A 16,750-nucleotide genomic window follows, 5' to 3' on the forward strand; every position below is an offset into this window, starting at 1 on the left:
AACATATCAGTACCGTAGGACATACGGGAATTTACGCTTGTGGAGACCGTGTAAAACTAAAGCTTTCGTAGCAATGTAGTGGTCGCTGAAGCAAGAATCCCACGACTTTAGTCGTGCGGAGTGTCAATTTCGTACAGGACGGCTACCGCCCACTTTCCGAAGAAACGCTCTTAGAGATTGAAGAACCGGCTCCCAAATTTGATCAGGAAGTTGGTATTTCAACTATGTTTGACTTTAAATATAAGGAAAACATCGAAGAGTGTTACCATGCTCTGGCAATCAAACGTATGATGAGGGCAGATACATCCATTATTGAGATTAAAACCCATGATGCTCTGATTGACCTATCTCCGTGTGTAGGTATCTATCAGGAAGCCATGTACTTTCATGAATACAATATCGACAAAGACATCGCGCAATTCTTTGAACTCAATCAGGATAAGAAATTCCGTTACAACCGAGCAGTTGAAAACTGGAACTTGGAAGAAAAGATTTTATATCTAGTCGCATTAGAGACGGATCAAAACCGATATGTAAATCAGGTAAATGTCCCATATGTACAGGCGGAAGAACGTCAGCAGCTTATTGATCGTTTGGATACCATGTTTACACCGGATGAAATGGTGCAGGTCTTTTGTACCCTGCCATTCGCGACACACAAAAACGGAAACACATTGTTTACGGCAACCGGCTATGCAGATGTCGTCAAAGACAATACGGTCTTTGAACTCAAATTTGTGTCAGAGCTGACGCATGAACATTTTCTTCAGTGTGCCTGCTACATGGTTGCCCTTGGATTGCCCAAAGGTGTCCTTTGGAATACACGCAACAATCACATATATGAAATTCAGATTCCAGACAGGAAGCGCTTTATGGATCTGGTGATAAAAGCGTTCACAAAGCAGGTACACTCTCGATACTTCGCCCCAAAAGATGCCGCGTTATCCGCAGAGGAAAAGACCGTGACAAAAAAGATAACAGACATCCCACAGGAAGAACAGACTTTAGAAAAGTCTAAACGCAAGAGAAAATCGGAAACACACCCTGTTGAGCATATGGTAGGTACGCAAAGCGTAACCTCCGTCTATTCTCCGCAGATTCCCAACGCACAACAGATTATTTCCGCCAGAAACATTGCTCTCATTGATGTGGAAACCACATGGAGCGATAAAGTCATGTCTGTTGGTGTATTGGTGGTGAGTGAAGATCTGTCTACGGTGCTTCTGAGCAAATATTACCTATTAACGCCTGAGTATCAGGAGCCATCCCTGTATGAGGAAGCTCTTTATCTGACACCAAAAGACGTGACTACGATTTGTTCCAGACAGGAAATGGTGGCAGAACTCAAAACCACACTGAAACTTTTGCAGGTGAAAATGCTCTTTGCTTACAATGCCTCGTTTGACCACCGGTATCTTCCGGAATTAGCCGCGTTTTCTTGGTATGACATCATGAAAGTGGCGGCCTACAAACAGTACAACAAAAAACTGCCACATAATCTCGCATATCACAAAACTGGTCGCCTGAAAAGTGGATATGGCGTAGAACCAATGCTTCAGCTGCTGTCTCATAACCCTTCCTATCGCGAGAAACACAATGCACTTTTGGACTGCTTTGATGAACTTCGGATCATGCAGCTGCTTGGAAAACCAATCACGGAGTATCAGCACGCAAAACTTCCGTGAAATACCTTCATTTTCCATATCCGCAAGATGTGATTTTTGAGCATCAGAAAATAGTTCGATAAAATAGACCGTATCATACAAACAATTCAATTCACAAAGGAGAACGCAATGAACAAACGCGAAGTATCAGAAATCAAAAAACAGTTTTCACCCACTAACTGCAACATCACCCGCATCTGCGGATGCTATGTCAACGGAGAAAAGGACATCATCACGACCTTTAAGGATGCCTTCTTATCCCTGCCGGAGGAAGCGGCATTTAAGTATTATGAGATCTTTAAGAAAACGATGTCCGGCAGTGTCGGGAAATGCCTGCATGATGTGGAGTTTCCGCGGGAAGCCGAAAAAGATGGCGGCGCCCAGGCATTTTTACTGAAACTGCGTGACAGCGGATTAAAAGATGATGAGTTGCTGGAGGCATTCTACCAGCGTGTCATTGACAAATACTGCTGCGTCGGCAATTTCCTCATTTTGCTCATCCATGGTACCTACGACATTCCCGGAAAGGCAGAGGACGGTCAGACGATGTTTGATGCTTCCGATGAAGTGTACAATTACATTTTGTGTAGCATCTGCCCAATGTCTCTGGATAAGCCGGGCTTAGCTTACAATGAAAAGGATCAGAAAATTGAAAACAGAGACCGCGACTGGATTGTGGAAATGCCGACCCACGGCTTTTTGTTCCCGGCCTTCCATGACCGCAGCAGCGACATTCATGGAAGCCTCTATTACACCAAGAAGAGCCGCGACATGCAGGACTCCTTCTTTGCCGAAATGTTTGGAGCCGTGATCCCGATGCCGGAGGATGAACAGCGTGAGAAGTTTGCCGCTGTGATCGAAGAGACATTTGGCGAGGACCTTGACTTTCAGACTGCAAAGGCCATCAACGACAACCTGATGGAACATATCACGGAACATGAGATGTCCACGGAAAAATATGTCCTGGATAAGAAAGCAATCAGAGAGCTTTTAGAGGAGAGCGGAGCCGCTGATGAACAGCTGGAGCACTTCGACGAGGTATTTGAGGATATCATGGAAACCAAGGACACCAAGAAAAGTACACTGATGGCGGACAACCTCTTAAACACTGCAAAGCTAACGGTTAAGGCCGATGATGTTGTGGTGACCACCAAACAGGATTCCTGCGCAGGGATTGAAACGAAAATCATTGACGGCAAACGTTGCCTGGTCATTGAGCTGAGCGGCAACTGTTTGGTCAACGGAATGCTGGTAAAATAAGAAATGGCTGATTGGCCGGCGGGGAAACTCGCCGGCTTTTCCTTTGTCAGATGGTTCTCATACCATAATTACTGTGAAAAACAGAAGACACCCGTATGGGACGAGTAAACTGAAAGAGGAGAAAAAAGATGAATGTATTAAACGACCTTTATAAGCCGACATATCCAATCGCATACCTGAGTGAGTTGTATGGAAGCGACATTGTAATTGGCAGACCTGGCCCGGTAGGACGTTTTCTTTGCACACGCCATCAAGTTATGATGGGCGGATCTTTGCAACTTGATGACCGGAGAAGTCATTTGAGTTTTGCTGCTGAACTGATCGACTATGTGAAACGTGGTCAGATTTCATGTGCGGCAACACCAAAGATGGTGTATGTCGAATGTCGCTATGCAGATCATGCCACCGCCAGAGTTGTCTGTTCTACGGAAGACAAAGGCAAGATGTGGGCATCACAAGCCAGTGATCTGATCAAATGCATGGCAATCGCATGCATGGCAATTGAGTACAGTGAACCTGTGCGGAAGACATTTGAAGAAGCGTTTCAGTTATCGGACGATCTTGAAAATGCCTTAAATGCAGCTCTTCTGTTCTGCGATACCTTCAAGTGGGAGTTTGTAGACCAGTTCCCAGAGTTTAAGGAAGGAAAGAATATCCCAGAAGAAGAATTAAAAACAGCATACAAAACCGGATTTTTGAAAGATGTATCTGCCAAGTACAATGGAATACCGTGCGAATTATTTGACGGTCTGACCGTACGTTATCCGGCACAGGAAGAAAATATGGAGACAAACTCCATCGAGACCTTTCTATCCGGCCAACACAAGATCAATCACGCATGGGAGCCAGAACAGGAAGGACACATTCGTCCGATTACCTTTATGGACGATTATGTACCAGGTGATTCGTTTTACAAGGTCATGAAGAAAATCGACCTGCGAATCGGCGACCATATGGTCAAAAATTTGGAAGAAGGCAAGACGGATCCGCTTGATGTTAGAAAGGACTACGTCAACATGCTTTTCTACGGAGACCCTGGAACCGGAAAGACGGCACTGGCAAATGCGATTGCAGCAGTGACCGGTATGCCGATCTACGAGGTAACCATGAACGAGGACTCCGAGGACGATGAGGTAGAGGGTAAAAACAAGATCGTTGAAGGACAGCTTTCCTTTGTGGAAACGGCGTTTTTGGAAGGATTCTCTAAGGGCGGCATCATTCTTTTAGAGGAAATCAACCTGGCCCGACCGAACGTCTTTACGTCTGTATTAAACCAGGCGATGGAGTATCCGTACATCATCAAGAAAAACGGTTATGAGCGTATCACACGCCATCCGATGACCGTCATTATCGGCACCATGAACCTGGAGACCGAAGGTACCATGGCTCTTAACTCCGCGTCTTCGCAGCGTTTTACTTCCAAATACCTGATCGAAGAGATGAGTGACGAGGAGATGAAAAGCGCACTCATAAAGCGTGGTTATAAGAGAAAGCCAGTCAATTACGTGTACCAGCAGTATAAAAAATTAAGAAAGGATCTGAAAGAATCTGAACAGAAAAAGAAACTCCTTCGTGAGATCTCCATTCGTCAGTGTATTGACGCACTGAATGCAATCGAGGAAGGAGTCAACCCGAGAGAAGCGATCACAGACAGCATGTACGGTGCAATCGCTGTCAAAAACAAAAAAGTAGCAGACGCATTGAAGGCCGGTTTGTTTGATACGATGCCGGACTACAGAGGCTAAGAAAGATGAGTGATAACCATGACAGATAAAGAATGGATGGTGGAAAAGCAGTATTTTGGCAGTGTCGCTTCTGGTATTACCGGAAAAGCAGTCGTTGTTGCTGACGCAATGGGCGGAGAGCTGGGATATACTGCCAAAGGAAATGTGATCCATGTGGCCAAAGAGCATATGCTCTATGAAAAGCTACGAAAAGCATCGACTGAATTGCAGGCCGCAACTGAGGCAACGTTACTTCGTTTTGGCATCACAGTCCATGAGGCACTGCATCAGGTGTTTACCAATTTTGACTATATTTCAGAGTTGGAGAAACGTCTGGTTCGCCGCGGAATCTTAAAGACGACTCTGGATTTAGAGGCGTACCATACGATCGTCAATCTGATTGAAGATCCTGCCATCGAAAACATGGCGGCAGAAATCATTGGCGGCCCAGCTCTGCGGGCGCTGGACTTTACCATTACAAAGCTCTATGAGCTGTCAGAAGACTTCGATTATGGCTGCCAGTACCCATTTGATGAGGTAATCAATGCCCTAATCCAGTTTGGCGACCTTGGTATCGTCCATGGAACATTTCATTTTCAATCAGCAGAAATTGTATTTCGACTCATTACGCCACTGTTTTATCGGGCGATCAATGAGCCGGACTGCAAAAAGCGTGTGGATATGGCGGCTCCGATTTTTGCGGAGTGTGCGAGACTTTGGGCTGGCCGCACGGAATCGGAAAAGCGAAGCATGCTGGCAGAACATCGGAAAAATATGGATGCCCATGGGAAAAGCCCTCAGTCCCACAATGCACAAGGCCAAGGCAGCAATGGTACGATGAACGAGCATTCCAAAAAGAATGACCGTCGTAAGGCTGCGATGGAAAAACAGGAAGCGAAAGCCGATGGAAAGCCCGGCCAGAGCGAAGGTTCTGGTACAAATGAACTCAGCAAAGGCCAAGGTCCCAGTTCGCAGACGGAACATAAGAACAACGAAATAGGCAAGGATCAAACCGAATCTGACAGTTCTTCTATCAATAAGGACGATTCGGAGAATACGAACGGTGAAAAACCACAAAACAAAACCGGTGACAAAGAAGAAAAACATGGTGCAAACCAGGAAATGCTTCCAAAACCGGAGTTGACCCAGCAAGATGTGGATGCTATTTTAAGTCATATTTTGGAACATATGTATGATGCGGAGTTGAAAAGCAAAGAGAATGAGTCCTATTATCGTCCATTTGAATGCTTTGACGACATCGAGAGCAATGTAGATTTCCAAAAAGTAGAAGTGGAAAATCAGTATGTGGATGAAGTGCCAGCAGAAAAGAGTCATCACTACGATGCAATCGTAGATCAGATGCAGGAGGGGATTTCGTCCGTTGTACAGCAGCTGCGTGAGATTTTTATCGCGGACCGCGTACGAAAGGTGTATTCGGAATCCGGCCGGGCGAGCTTAAAACGTTTCGCCTCCGGCAAGGTAACGACCAGACTGTTTGAGCGAAAAAGGAAACCGGGACACAAAGAGGATATGTGTGTCGCGATTGTCGGTGACTGTTCCGGCTCCATGCAGTCAGGCGGTAAAATCACACAGGCAAAGTATACGATGATTGCCCTTGCTGAGATTTTTTCAGAGTTTGATATTCCATTTTACTTTATCGGCTTTCATGTACCGTTTAGAAACCCGGTACAGCGCCACTATATTCGGTGGGACAACACCAGAAGTGAAAGAGAACGTCTTTTGCTTTTATCGGCTGACGGATCGAATTTTGATTCCTACAGCATTCGATATGTCACAAACCTTTTGAAAGAGCGACAGGAACGTCATAAGTTACTGGTTGTTCTGTCAGATGGACTTCCGAGCTTTTACTTTTCTCACGAGGAAGGAATAAAGCAGAACACCCTGGCAATCAATGCCGCCAGAGCAGATCAGATCGATGTTCTGGGAATTGGTGTTGGAGAGGTCAATACAAAGACCTTTTGCCAGATGTACCAAAGGGAGTATTTTTTAAACGTACAACAACCAAGCGACCTCTTTTCTAAACTCGCCGAGCGAATGACGGCAGTAGTAGAAGGGTGGGATTAAGTAGGAGGATAGCAATGGAGAATATGAGAGTATTCCGCGATGGCAATCAGATTGTGATCGTGTTGGAAAATGCAAGCGAAGCCCTGGAGCAAGGCGTGATGGCGATGGTAAACGGTGCCATCCCGACAGCCACCCATTTATCCGCTCCCAGACCGATGCAGCCGCCTCACATTGACACAGATGCAATGACTGAGGTTCGCCCAAAAGTCAAGGCAAAGTTCATTGAGCGGCAGGAGCAGCGAGCTTCATCCGATATGCGTACCGTGCAGATCACGAAAGACAGTGAGGAAAGAAAGCATGACGCACATCCGGCAGAAACGCCAAAACAGGAAGAAGTACCTTCGAATCCGGTTGGTGTAGCGCCACAAGAAGCACCAAATGTGGAGCAGATGAATGTGTTTGCCTTAAGATCCTTCTTAAAGGCAAATCAAGCACACCCGGCTCTGCCCGGCATCTTAATGCGAGCGGCAAGAACGACCGATCTTTCCTTCGTCTTAAATGTGAGAGGCGAGCAGGAGCTTCGTGCGATTGCAAGGCAGCTTGTAGGCTAACCAAGTTTTCAGTAAAGACCGTCCATGTGGGCGGTCTTTTTTCGTACATCCAGCTCCATAATTACCTTGAAATATTAGATTAAGAAATGGAGGAAGATCATGAATGAAGTAAAAAGTGCAATTCTGCATTGTCATAGTGACGGTTCAATCCGTGATTCCGCTATGAAAGTACAGACATTGGTAGATCGTGCAAAGGAGCTTGGAGCTTCCGCTGTGGCCTTAACGGATCATGGCAGCATGATCAACTACATTGAATTCACAAAAGCCTGCCAGAACGCAGGAATCAATCCGATCATTGGTGTGGAAGCCTACGTGGAGGAACATAACGAGGGCCGCAGACACCTGATCTTAATGGCCAAAGACTATCAGCATGGCTTCAAGGCCCTGATCAAAGCGGTCAGCGAGAGCAATGAACGTACGGAAGACGGATTCCCGCGTATGAATAAGGAGATTCTTACCAGAAACTTTGGCGAGGGTTCCTTGGGACACGGCTATGTCATTGCAACCTCCGCATGTATCTCCGGTGTACTTGGTGCGTTAATGTCCATCAACGACAAAATTTACACCACCGTGGAAAAACATGTGACAGCGCAGAAGAATCTGGAGTCTCCTACTTCTCCTGGTTATCTGAAAAACAAAGGAAGAATGGATAAGATTAAGGCACGTTTGTCGGAAATCTCTGCTTCCTCATCAGAACTTAAAAAGGCAGCATCAAAATCACTCCTTACCTTGGAGCGTAAGGCACTCAATGCCCCAGAAGGGTCTGAAAAACAGAAGGAAGCCCGGAAAGTCTTCAATGAAGCCTTTGCAACAAAATCACAGGCGGCCATTGATCTGGCAGCTTTAATGGGGGAAAAAGCAAAGTTAACGGAGGAAGCTGCCCGTCTGAAACCAATTCTTGCCGGAATGGAAAAAGACATCAAAAAGTGGCAGACACTTCAGGCAAAAATCGATGCAGTGATGGGAAACCATATCCAGAGCGATAAGATCGATGAGACCTTAACAAAAGAGGCTCTTTGGTATCAGAAAACATTCGGCAAAGATGATTTTTACATCGAGCTGCAGTACCACGGATTCCCGCAGGAAAAGGAGATCATGCCAAGGCTTGCGAAATTATCCGAGGAACTTGGAATTCCGGCCGTACTGGCAAATGACGCCCATATTCCGAGAAAAACCGGAGACGACATCCTGGCCCGTGCGATCATCCGTACCACGCGTTTCTTAAACGCCTGGGAAGAGCCGACTGCATCTGATAAGGAGTTGTATGTAAAGCCTGATAAGGAACTCATTGACTGGGTATCCAAGATCATTCCGAAAGATCAGGTTCTTGCTGCATACGACAACATTGAAAAAATTGCATCCCAATGCCATATTGAGATCCCGGATGAGAAGCATTATCCGAAGTTCATCACCCCGGATGGTTCTACCGCTGAGGAATACTTGAGAAAAATGGCATACGAGGGCATTGCGAAACGATATCCGGACGGATTCCCGAACGGACAGGCAGACTACGACCGCTTGGAGTACGAGTTAAAGATTATGTGCGACATGGGGTACGCAGATTACCACTGTATCGTAGAAGATTTCCTTCGTTACGCAAGAGCAGCTGGAAAGCTGGATCTGGACAACCCAGAGCAGCAGAAACTGGCATTGTCGTTTGACGTGCCGGCAATTGAGAAATATACGGCAAATTTACCTGGCGAGACCGTTGGCCCTGGACGTGGTTCAGCAGCTGGCAGCCTGGTATGTTACCTGATTGGCATTACCAATATCGATCCATTGAAATACGGATTACTGTTCGAGCGGTTTTTGAACCCGGAACGTGTATCCATGCCTGAACAATATCGGGCATCCAATGTGAACCCTATTACCCAGGGGTGTGCAGCATAAGCTGTGCTAACGGTATCAGTTGAATAAGACCGCCATATGAAGCGTTACAACGAGATATATGGCAAACCCATGGACGAAGCAGCTGACTAAGAAACCAAAGGTCCAGTGTAAACTGGATAGCTCGGAATACCGTGCTAAGACATTTGAACTCAACGAAAGATGAGGCGATTATAATGCTGAAAGAAATTACTGGATTTAATGGCTACTTTATATCTAATACCGGAGAAGTATATGGCACAAGAAATGGAGCATTGTATCAGATGCATCCGTTTTTTGATAGTAAACATAGATATAAAATCATTAAATTAAGTAAAAATCATAGAACATACGCAAAACTCATTCACAGATTGGTAGCGGAAGCCTTTATTCCAAACCCAAAAAAATTTACCGGAAGTCAATCACAAAGATAAAAATCCGGCTAATAATCATGTGGAAAATTTAAACTGGTGTACGAGACGAGAAAATTTAGAAGAAAGCTATGAAACAATGTCGCCAGTGAGAAATTTTCAAAGATGTGAATTATTTTATAATGATATATTGATTGATTCTTTTCAAAGCGTTTCTTTAGCGTGCAGATTTGCATCAGAAAAATTTGGTATCAGTCAAAGCAGTTTGCGTAAATATGGTAAGTCCCAAAAAGCAAAAATCGTAAAATGTAAAGTGTAACGACTAGCTCCTTGGAGCGTACACCGGAAAATGGGTTACCGGTGGAAGTGCATTGGCGTCAGAGCGATTTAATCTGGCGGAGAGATAGTCTAAATGATCATTTGGATATTGATTGCGATATTGAAACAGCCGTAAGACCGTATGTTATTGCATATGTGCAGCACAAATATGGTGCAAAATCTGTGTGTGGTATTATGACCAGAGGCAAGCAGACCGGTAAGGCTGCGATTCAGACCGCCGGCCGTGTATACGGTCTGCAGAAAGCAGGAGATACCACAGAATATTCCCATATCGTGAGTGCGGTATCAAAAAAGGCAGTGGAGCTTTCCGATGACGAACTCCACATGGACTTAAAGGGAATTGAAAAACAATTAAAGGAGGAATTTAAAAGCAGCCCAACTGCTTGTGAGATTGTACGGTATGCAGTGTTAATTGAGGGCTGTATGAGCCAGATTGGTCAGCATGCTGCCGGCGTCATTATTACAGATGGAAAATCTGTTGACGAATATGTACCTTTGATCTATAACGCAAAGAACAATATCATGATGACGCAGTGTGACATGACCCAGGCAGAAGAGGTTGGGTTGCTTAAAATGGATTTCCTCGGCCTTAACAACCTCACGATTATCACAGAGGCATTGCGAGAGATCTATAAAAACACTGGAAAAGTCATCGACATGGATCATATTCCGTATGACGATTTCAAGGTATTTCAGGAAATTTTCATTCCTGGTATGACAAACTCTGTGTTTCAGTACGAGTCTAATGGCATGAAAGGAATGCTGAGAGACTTTAAGCCGGACACGATTTTTGACCTGATCTTGCTTGTTGCGATGTACCGACCGGGACCGTTACAGTTCCTCCCGGATGTGATCGCAGTAAAGAACGGAAAGAAAAAGGTCAGCTATTTAACTCCGGAGCTGGAACCGATCCTGTCGGCAACCTATGGCTCCATTACCTATCAGGAGCAGGTACAGGAGATTTTCAAGCAGCTTGCCGGATATTCTTTGGGACAGGCAGATCTGGTAAGACGTGCAATGTCCAAGAAAAAAGATGCTGTCTTACGTGCGGAGCGTGAGGCATTCGTAGACGGAGATGTCGAGCGAAATATTCCTGGATGTGTAAAAAACGGTATTTCTTTCCAGGCAGCCAATACACTGTTTGATGAAATGACCGATTTTGCCAAATATGCTTTCAATAAGTCGCATGCCGCCTGTTATGCAGTCGTGGCATATCAGACTGCTTGGTTAAAATGTCACTATCCTAAGGAATACATGAAAGCGGTGTTAAACAACACCCCATTTGATAAGGTACCAGGTCTCATGAAAGACTTAAAAATCATGGGTATCCCGTCAAAAGCTCCAGATGTGAATTTGTCAGACCTTGGCTTTACACTGCACGATGGCGCAATCGTCTTTGGCCTTGGAAGTATTAAGGGCCTTGGAAAGTCCGTGACCGGCGTAGTAGAAGACAGAAAGGAACATGGAAATTTCCGCTCACTGCAGGATTTTATCCTTCGTACCGGAGCATCAAAGAAAATTCTGGAAGGATTTACGGAAGCAGGGGCGTTGGACGGATTCTGTGAGAACCGTGATGCCATCAAGGCCGTGATCCCTGACTATGTAAAAATCGGAAAGAAGGTAAAGGATTACGAAAAGAAACTGACTGAGCAGACCGATGCCAAAAAGATTGCCTCCTATCAGGCAAAGCTGGCTGACACCAAAGAGAAGCTGATGGCCCTTAGACCAGACGAAGATATTTGCGAAAATGTTCTGGACAAACTCGTGAAGGAAAAGGAACTGCTTGGAGTATTTGCAAGTCAGAACCCAATGAGTGTATTCCCGGAACCGCTCAGATGCGGAGCCATATCGATTCAGACTGCATTGCAGCAAAGAAGATATGCCAATGTCACCATTACCGGTATTGTATCGGATTATGTGGTAAAACACAGACGCCGCGATGGTGCAGAGATGGCCTTCTTTGTTATATCCGATATGACGGAGTCCATCGATGTGTGCTGTTTCACAGAAGCATTTGCCTCCTTTGGAGGACTACTTAAGGACAATGCAGTCTTAAAAATCACTGGAAGTGTGATGGAAGAAGCCAATGGACAGAAAAAACTGTCTGTGGAAACCGCACAAGTCTTAAAGCCGAAAACAAAAGTCATTTTGATTTTTGCAAAAAAATCTGTGTTAGGCGGTGAACTTCAGAATTTGATGACACCGTATGTGGCACAAAACGGCTATCCGTGCAAGATCTATGACACGATGATGTCTGAATTCAGAGACTGTGATCTATTGCTGTCACCTGCAATTATGAAGGACGAAAAGATTTACGGAATCTGTAATCATCAACCGGTATTCCGAGATTTCGGCAACTAAGTGTTCGCACAACAACCCATTCATGAAAAGGAGGATCTTCGGATCCTCTTTTTATTTTTCTGCATCACAATTCATAATTGGAATGAAACAAAAAATTAAGGAGTCGAGAACATCGTTATGTGTCCAAAGACTCCTCATAAAATCAGAGGAGGAAAACAATGATTAAAACATTCAATCCGCATTATCAGGAGCTGGAAAAGCGTGCGAAAGAGGAAAACTGCTTCATAGACTATCAGCATCTGACAGCCACCAAGGAGTACGGTGCCGTTATGTGTACGGTAAGCAATGCAGACGGAAAACGCGTATGCCGCATGGCAGGAAACAGCGATATTACCGTGGCTCAGGAAGAGGCGGGATACATGGCTCTTTGTACCTTTTATGGAGAAGAGATCAAAGGAGTGGCTCCGGTAAATGCCGGACAGCCTCAGGTAGCTCAGGGAAATAGACAGCAGGCCCAGGCAACCCAGCAGAGATCGGCTCAGACCCAGCCACAGGCAGGAACAGCAGGAGAGAGAGCATCCCAGCCGCAGGCAGGGGCGGGAAACAGAACACCAAATGCGGAACAGGGAAATCAGCAGCCTGTCCAGCAGAGACAGACCGCAGGGCCGCGTCAGGCAGGTTCAGCACCGGTAACTCCGACTAACCGCACTCAGACACGCAATACACCGACAGGTAACGGACAGCAGGCCCAGCCAACCCAGCAGAGACCGCAGGGCGGTAATGCAGCGCCGGCGGCACAGCCGAATCGCGCCCAGGGAACTCCTGGCAACCAGCGAGGAACCACAGCACCGCAGCAGGCTCAGACAACCCAGCAGACTCAGCCACAGGCAGGAAATACCGGCAATGCAAACGTTGCAAATAATGGCGGAACAACCAATGCGGCTCCGGTCAATACCGAAGCACATGCAGCAGACGATTTCCAGGTAACGCTTGGCAACTTCAAGCATAAGACCAACAACTGGATCTCGGTGCTGGTAAAAGATGAGGTATGCTTAAATACCTTACGCAAAATGGCCAATATGAGCAATCCGATGGATGAGCGATTAAAAGCGCCGATCCAGAAAGTTCGTCAGTATCTGGAAGCACATCATCTGATGTAAGGAGCACATATGGGTAATGGCACATATGTACAGAAAAATGGATTGCAAGATTTTCTGACGGCACTGGAAAACGAAATGCTGATCATTGTGTATGATCTTGAAACAACGGGACTCAGCGCAAAAGATCATCGTATTATCCAGGTATCAGCACGCCTTTGCTTAGCTTCTCCAGAAGGGTTAAGTGAACTTGGTCGTCAAAACTGGTACATCAATCCTGGTTATGCATTACCTGCCCTGATCGTACAGTTGACCGGTATCACAGATGAGTTCCTTGCAGATAAGCCTTCTGAAGCGGACGTGTTTTTGGAAATCATGAATTTTTTCAGCGATTTACCTGTGATGGGCTACTGCAACAAACGATTGGATGATAAATTCATGGCCGCAATGTATCAGCGCTATGGTGCCATCTTCCAGCCAACGGCGTCATATGACGTATACAATGTCGTGAAGAAACTCTTCACTGTGAGCGAAGTGAAAGACCATAAGCTCGCAACCATCACGGAGTATATCGGAGCGGCAAAAGAAATCGAGCAGTTTCATAATGCAGAAGGAGATACAATGGCCACGGTATTGGTCGCCAATCATTGCGTACCACTTTGTCATGAAGCTCTGCGTGAGGCTTTACCGGACCGCATTCACTGTAAGGTTTCAGCAGTAAAACGCTGGGAACATCCAAAAAATCCAAAGGTCAAACGGATCTATGTAGAAACAGATCTGACGACATTTTTCTTTGATGTGATCAAGCGTACCTGGCATACCAGTCAGGAAGACGATTTCATCAGTCAGTATGATATGGATGATGTATTCGCTCAAGTTCTGCAAAAAACCGGATGTGCGGATGGAGATGCACTTGCAAAATGGAAAGGATAACCTTTCAAAATCACACATAACAAAGAGAGCACCCTTCGGGGTGTTCTTTTTTTTGTGTGTAAACACACCATTGGCACATTGGAAAAACCGTATTTTTGCGGATAAGAAAAATCGCAACAATTCCAAAATTTATATTGGCGTTTCGACTTCCATAATTGATACGAACCATAATAGAAAGGAATAGAGTGAGCATATGACCAAAGACAAATGTAAACTGTTGAAGTTTTTGCAGAAAGTAAACTTAGCGTTTCACTGCGGATATTTCAACACAGAAGAAAAAAACTGTCTTTTGCAGGATGCAAAAACAGGTTTCCTTTCAAAGCAAACCCAGTCCATGTTACAAAGAAAGCTGTCCGAATATCCGGACGAGTTGTTGATTCTTGACATCATGGATGACTTTAGAAAGGAGACAAAAGAATGTTAACAGAGAAATTTTTGCTGGATGATTTTCATTTGGCCGGAACAAAGATGGGGGAATTTGAAACCGCCATCAAAGAAATCGATCAGCATACGTACCACATGGTAATGCCGATGAGGGATTTGATTGTGGTCAGTCTGATTGACAACCAGTACCAGCCCGTTTTGCCTGCAATCGCGGAAGCACGCGTTTTGCCGGCAGGCAATGCATGGGTACATGGAAGCCGAGACACTGAAATTCCTGCAGAAAGTTTCGAGGTTATCGACGTGTTGCCGGAGAAAAAGATTGCCTCCGTGGACGATTCCAAATTGCTCCGTGAGCTTTTATATAAAAATCGTACCATGCTGGGGCATAAGATCAACAATGCAATGACCCTCTATCACTTGTCCTTCATGGCATTGCCGACACTGGCACAGAGACTTGGTATTACCAGTGCTGCCATTGATCGAAGATGTCTGGCAAGTGATATGCTGATTGCAGAACTGTTAAACAACCCGAAAGCATGTACGCTGATCATCAAACATTTTAAGGGAATCGGCAAAGTGGTTGCCGTTATGTCAGACTCTTATGCAAAGATTAAGCTGCATGAACTGTGTACGGTTGCAAACGATTTAAGCGAAGAGTGTCACGACGGCCAGAGTACCTGCGGCGGCAAGAGACTTGGTAAAATGGTATGCGAAGGCTGGGATATTACACATGAACGCTCCAGTATTGCCTTTTCTTTCCCGGAATTTGCTGCGGAGGTTTCCGAGATGTACAACTTAAAGCAGACCATGACTCCGTGCGTCGAACTCTTAACATCCGATATGGGCGAGTGTGCGTTTACGGCGAAAGCGTACTGGAGAATGGAAGACGGGTCCAGAATTTCTGGTGAGATCTACCGAAAAGAGCATCGTAAGGTGAAGGCCGCTCGCGTGAACCACAGCGATGAGGGTATTGACATCGAGCAGGTAGAAAAGGAAATCCGCGAAAAGATTTTTGACAAGTACACGATCCTTCCGGAACGACTGATGGAACTCATGTCCATCGACATTTCCCCAAGCAGTCTGGATCTGACAAAGACCAGAGCAATCAGTACGAATCGCAAGTGCATCATGGCAGCCTTTTCTTACGTGTTTAAGAAGCTGCGACTTGTGGATGTCATTACCAAGAAGCGCCTGGTGAACATTGAACGGATGATCGATTACCAGATTATCGATGAAACCATGCATTACACCGCGTACGATGTGGTCATGGACATCTTTTCTCTGGATGAAAAATTGAGAGATTTCTTAAAAGAGGAAGATCTCTGTAAGGAAACACTCAGAAAGTTTAATGAAACGATCTCAAAGGCGGCTTATGTGGACTTCGACAAAATGCCGGAGCCAAAAGTGAAGGTAGCTGGCAATGCATGATAAGTGACAGCAAAATACGAGACATAGAGAGGAGTAGCAGCGTGACTGCGTACATACTATGAAAGGTATTTTTATGAGAAAAAACGATGAGCTTTATCTGCTCATCGGAAAAGTAGAGTCGATTGACGATCGTGGAGACAGTTTGCATGTCATAGTCTCTTATGACTGGTTTAATCGCGGAACAGCACAGTTTGAAAAAATCCATACACGGATCGTGTTCCGGGATCAGGAACAGCGCAATGATGGGAAACGCCCTTATCTTTGGGCAACATGGGCAAGGGAGAAGCGCATCACCACAAACTGCGTGATTGCCACCGTGGTACGTTTTCCGGGAGACAATCTGGAAGAAGCCAACGGTTATGCGGTCCATTACAATGGCATCATTGGTTTTGGTGTTGACGAGATGCATCAGAGCCCAAGGCACGCTGTTGGCGGCATGGTAACCTGGATGGCAGACAAAGTGGACGCCAATGGGCAGCCATATCTGTCGATGGGAATTGCTGCCGGCAAGGACCGGTACAATAATCCAATTTCCACCATCGTACGTGTAAGAGATCAAAAGCTGATGGAACAGTGCAAACGACAGCTTGCCGTCAGAGAAGACGGAACAAAAAGCATCGCATGGTTTAAATGCGGCGACGTATTTGTATATACAAGAGCAGATCTTGTAGAGCAGACGATGTATACCGCATTTGACATGGTGAAAATCGGCACATATAAAAATCCAAGACAAGGATCCTGATACAT

Annotated in this window: 12 protein-coding genes and 3 pseudogenes; all 15 read left to right on the forward strand. The window is 45.5% G+C overall.

Translation table 11 applies throughout. The annotated features are described in order from the left end of the window. Positions 1 to 113 precede the first annotated feature (113 nt). Complete coding sequence (locus FYJ39_RS15940; protein ID WP_154473440.1) at positions 114 to 1,685, forward strand: 3'-5' exonuclease family protein; 1,572 nt, start codon at positions 114 to 116, stop codon at positions 1,683 to 1,685. A gap of 108 nt (positions 1,686 to 1,793) precedes the next feature. Then, positions 1,794 to 2,924: a DUF4317 domain-containing protein gene (locus FYJ39_RS15945; RefSeq protein ID WP_154473441.1), complete on the forward strand. Its 1,131-nt coding sequence runs from the start codon at positions 1,794 to 1,796 to the stop codon at positions 2,922 to 2,924. A 128-nt stretch (positions 2,925 to 3,052) separates the two neighbouring features. Further along, the gene (locus FYJ39_RS15950) at positions 3,053 to 4,669 is read left to right on the forward strand and encodes an AAA family ATPase (protein WP_154473442.1); all 1,617 of its coding nucleotides are present in this window, start codon (positions 3,053 to 3,055) and stop codon (positions 4,667 to 4,669) included. Positions 4,670 to 4,687: 18 nt separating this feature from the next. Then, on the forward strand, positions 4,688 to 6,733 hold the full coding sequence (locus FYJ39_RS15955; protein ID WP_154473443.1) for a vWA domain-containing protein: 2,046 nt from the start codon (positions 4,688 to 4,690) through the stop codon (positions 6,731 to 6,733). A gap of 14 nt (positions 6,734 to 6,747) precedes the next feature. Further along, a complete protein-coding gene (locus FYJ39_RS15960; RefSeq protein ID WP_154473444.1) occupies positions 6,748 to 7,284 on the forward strand; it encodes a hypothetical protein in 537 nt (178 codons plus the stop codon). 99 nt (positions 7,285 to 7,383) lie between these two features. Then, positions 7,384 to 7,851: pseudogene (locus tag FYJ39_RS21580) on the forward strand (PHP domain-containing protein); the annotation flags it as partial. Positions 7,852 to 8,745: 894 nt separating this feature from the next. Further along, positions 8,746 to 9,123 (forward strand): annotated as a pseudogene (locus FYJ39_RS21585) (hypothetical protein); the annotation flags it as partial. Positions 9,124 to 9,347: 224 nt separating this feature from the next. After that, positions 9,348 to 9,584 (forward strand): hypothetical protein, encoded by a 237-nt coding sequence (locus FYJ39_RS21045; protein ID WP_235919865.1) that lies wholly within the window; start codon positions 9,348 to 9,350, stop codon positions 9,582 to 9,584. A 13-nt stretch (positions 9,585 to 9,597) separates the two neighbouring features. Then, positions 9,598 to 9,840, forward strand: a pseudogene (locus tag FYJ39_RS21590) (hypothetical protein); the annotation flags it as partial. Between the two features lie 41 nt (positions 9,841 to 9,881). Next, positions 9,882 to 12,221, forward strand: coding sequence for a DNA polymerase III subunit alpha (gene dnaE / locus FYJ39_RS15975; RefSeq protein ID WP_195840461.1), 2,340 nt, complete (start codon positions 9,882 to 9,884; stop codon positions 12,219 to 12,221). A 158-nt stretch (positions 12,222 to 12,379) separates the two neighbouring features. Next, positions 12,380 to 13,321 carry a hypothetical protein gene (locus tag FYJ39_RS15980; protein ID WP_154473447.1) on the forward strand — a complete coding sequence of 314 codons (942 nt, stop codon included), beginning with the start codon at positions 12,380 to 12,382 and terminating at the stop codon, positions 13,319 to 13,321. Between the two features lie 9 nt (positions 13,322 to 13,330). After that, positions 13,331 to 14,191, forward strand: coding sequence for a 3'-5' exonuclease (locus tag FYJ39_RS15985; RefSeq protein ID WP_154473448.1), 861 nt, complete (start codon positions 13,331 to 13,333; stop codon positions 14,189 to 14,191). Positions 14,192 to 14,384: 193 nt separating this feature from the next. Continuing rightward, positions 14,385 to 14,615, forward strand: a complete 231-nt coding sequence (locus FYJ39_RS20710; RefSeq protein ID WP_154473449.1) for a hypothetical protein — start codon at positions 14,385 to 14,387, stop codon at positions 14,613 to 14,615. Continuing rightward, positions 14,609 to 16,003, forward strand: a complete 1,395-nt coding sequence (locus tag FYJ39_RS15995; protein WP_154473450.1) for a hypothetical protein — start codon at positions 14,609 to 14,611, stop codon at positions 16,001 to 16,003. The genes FYJ39_RS20710 and FYJ39_RS15995 overlap by 7 nt, the downstream gene beginning before the upstream one ends. Before the next feature lie 73 nt (positions 16,004 to 16,076). Further along, a complete protein-coding gene (locus FYJ39_RS16000; protein WP_154473451.1) occupies positions 16,077 to 16,745 on the forward strand; it encodes a hypothetical protein in 669 nt (222 codons plus the stop codon). Positions 16,746 to 16,750: the final 5 nt, after the last annotated feature.

The sequence above is a fragment of the Clostridium porci genome (assembly GCF_009696375.1).
Lineage (GTDB): Bacteria > Bacillota > Clostridia > Lachnospirales > Lachnospiraceae > Enterocloster > Enterocloster porci.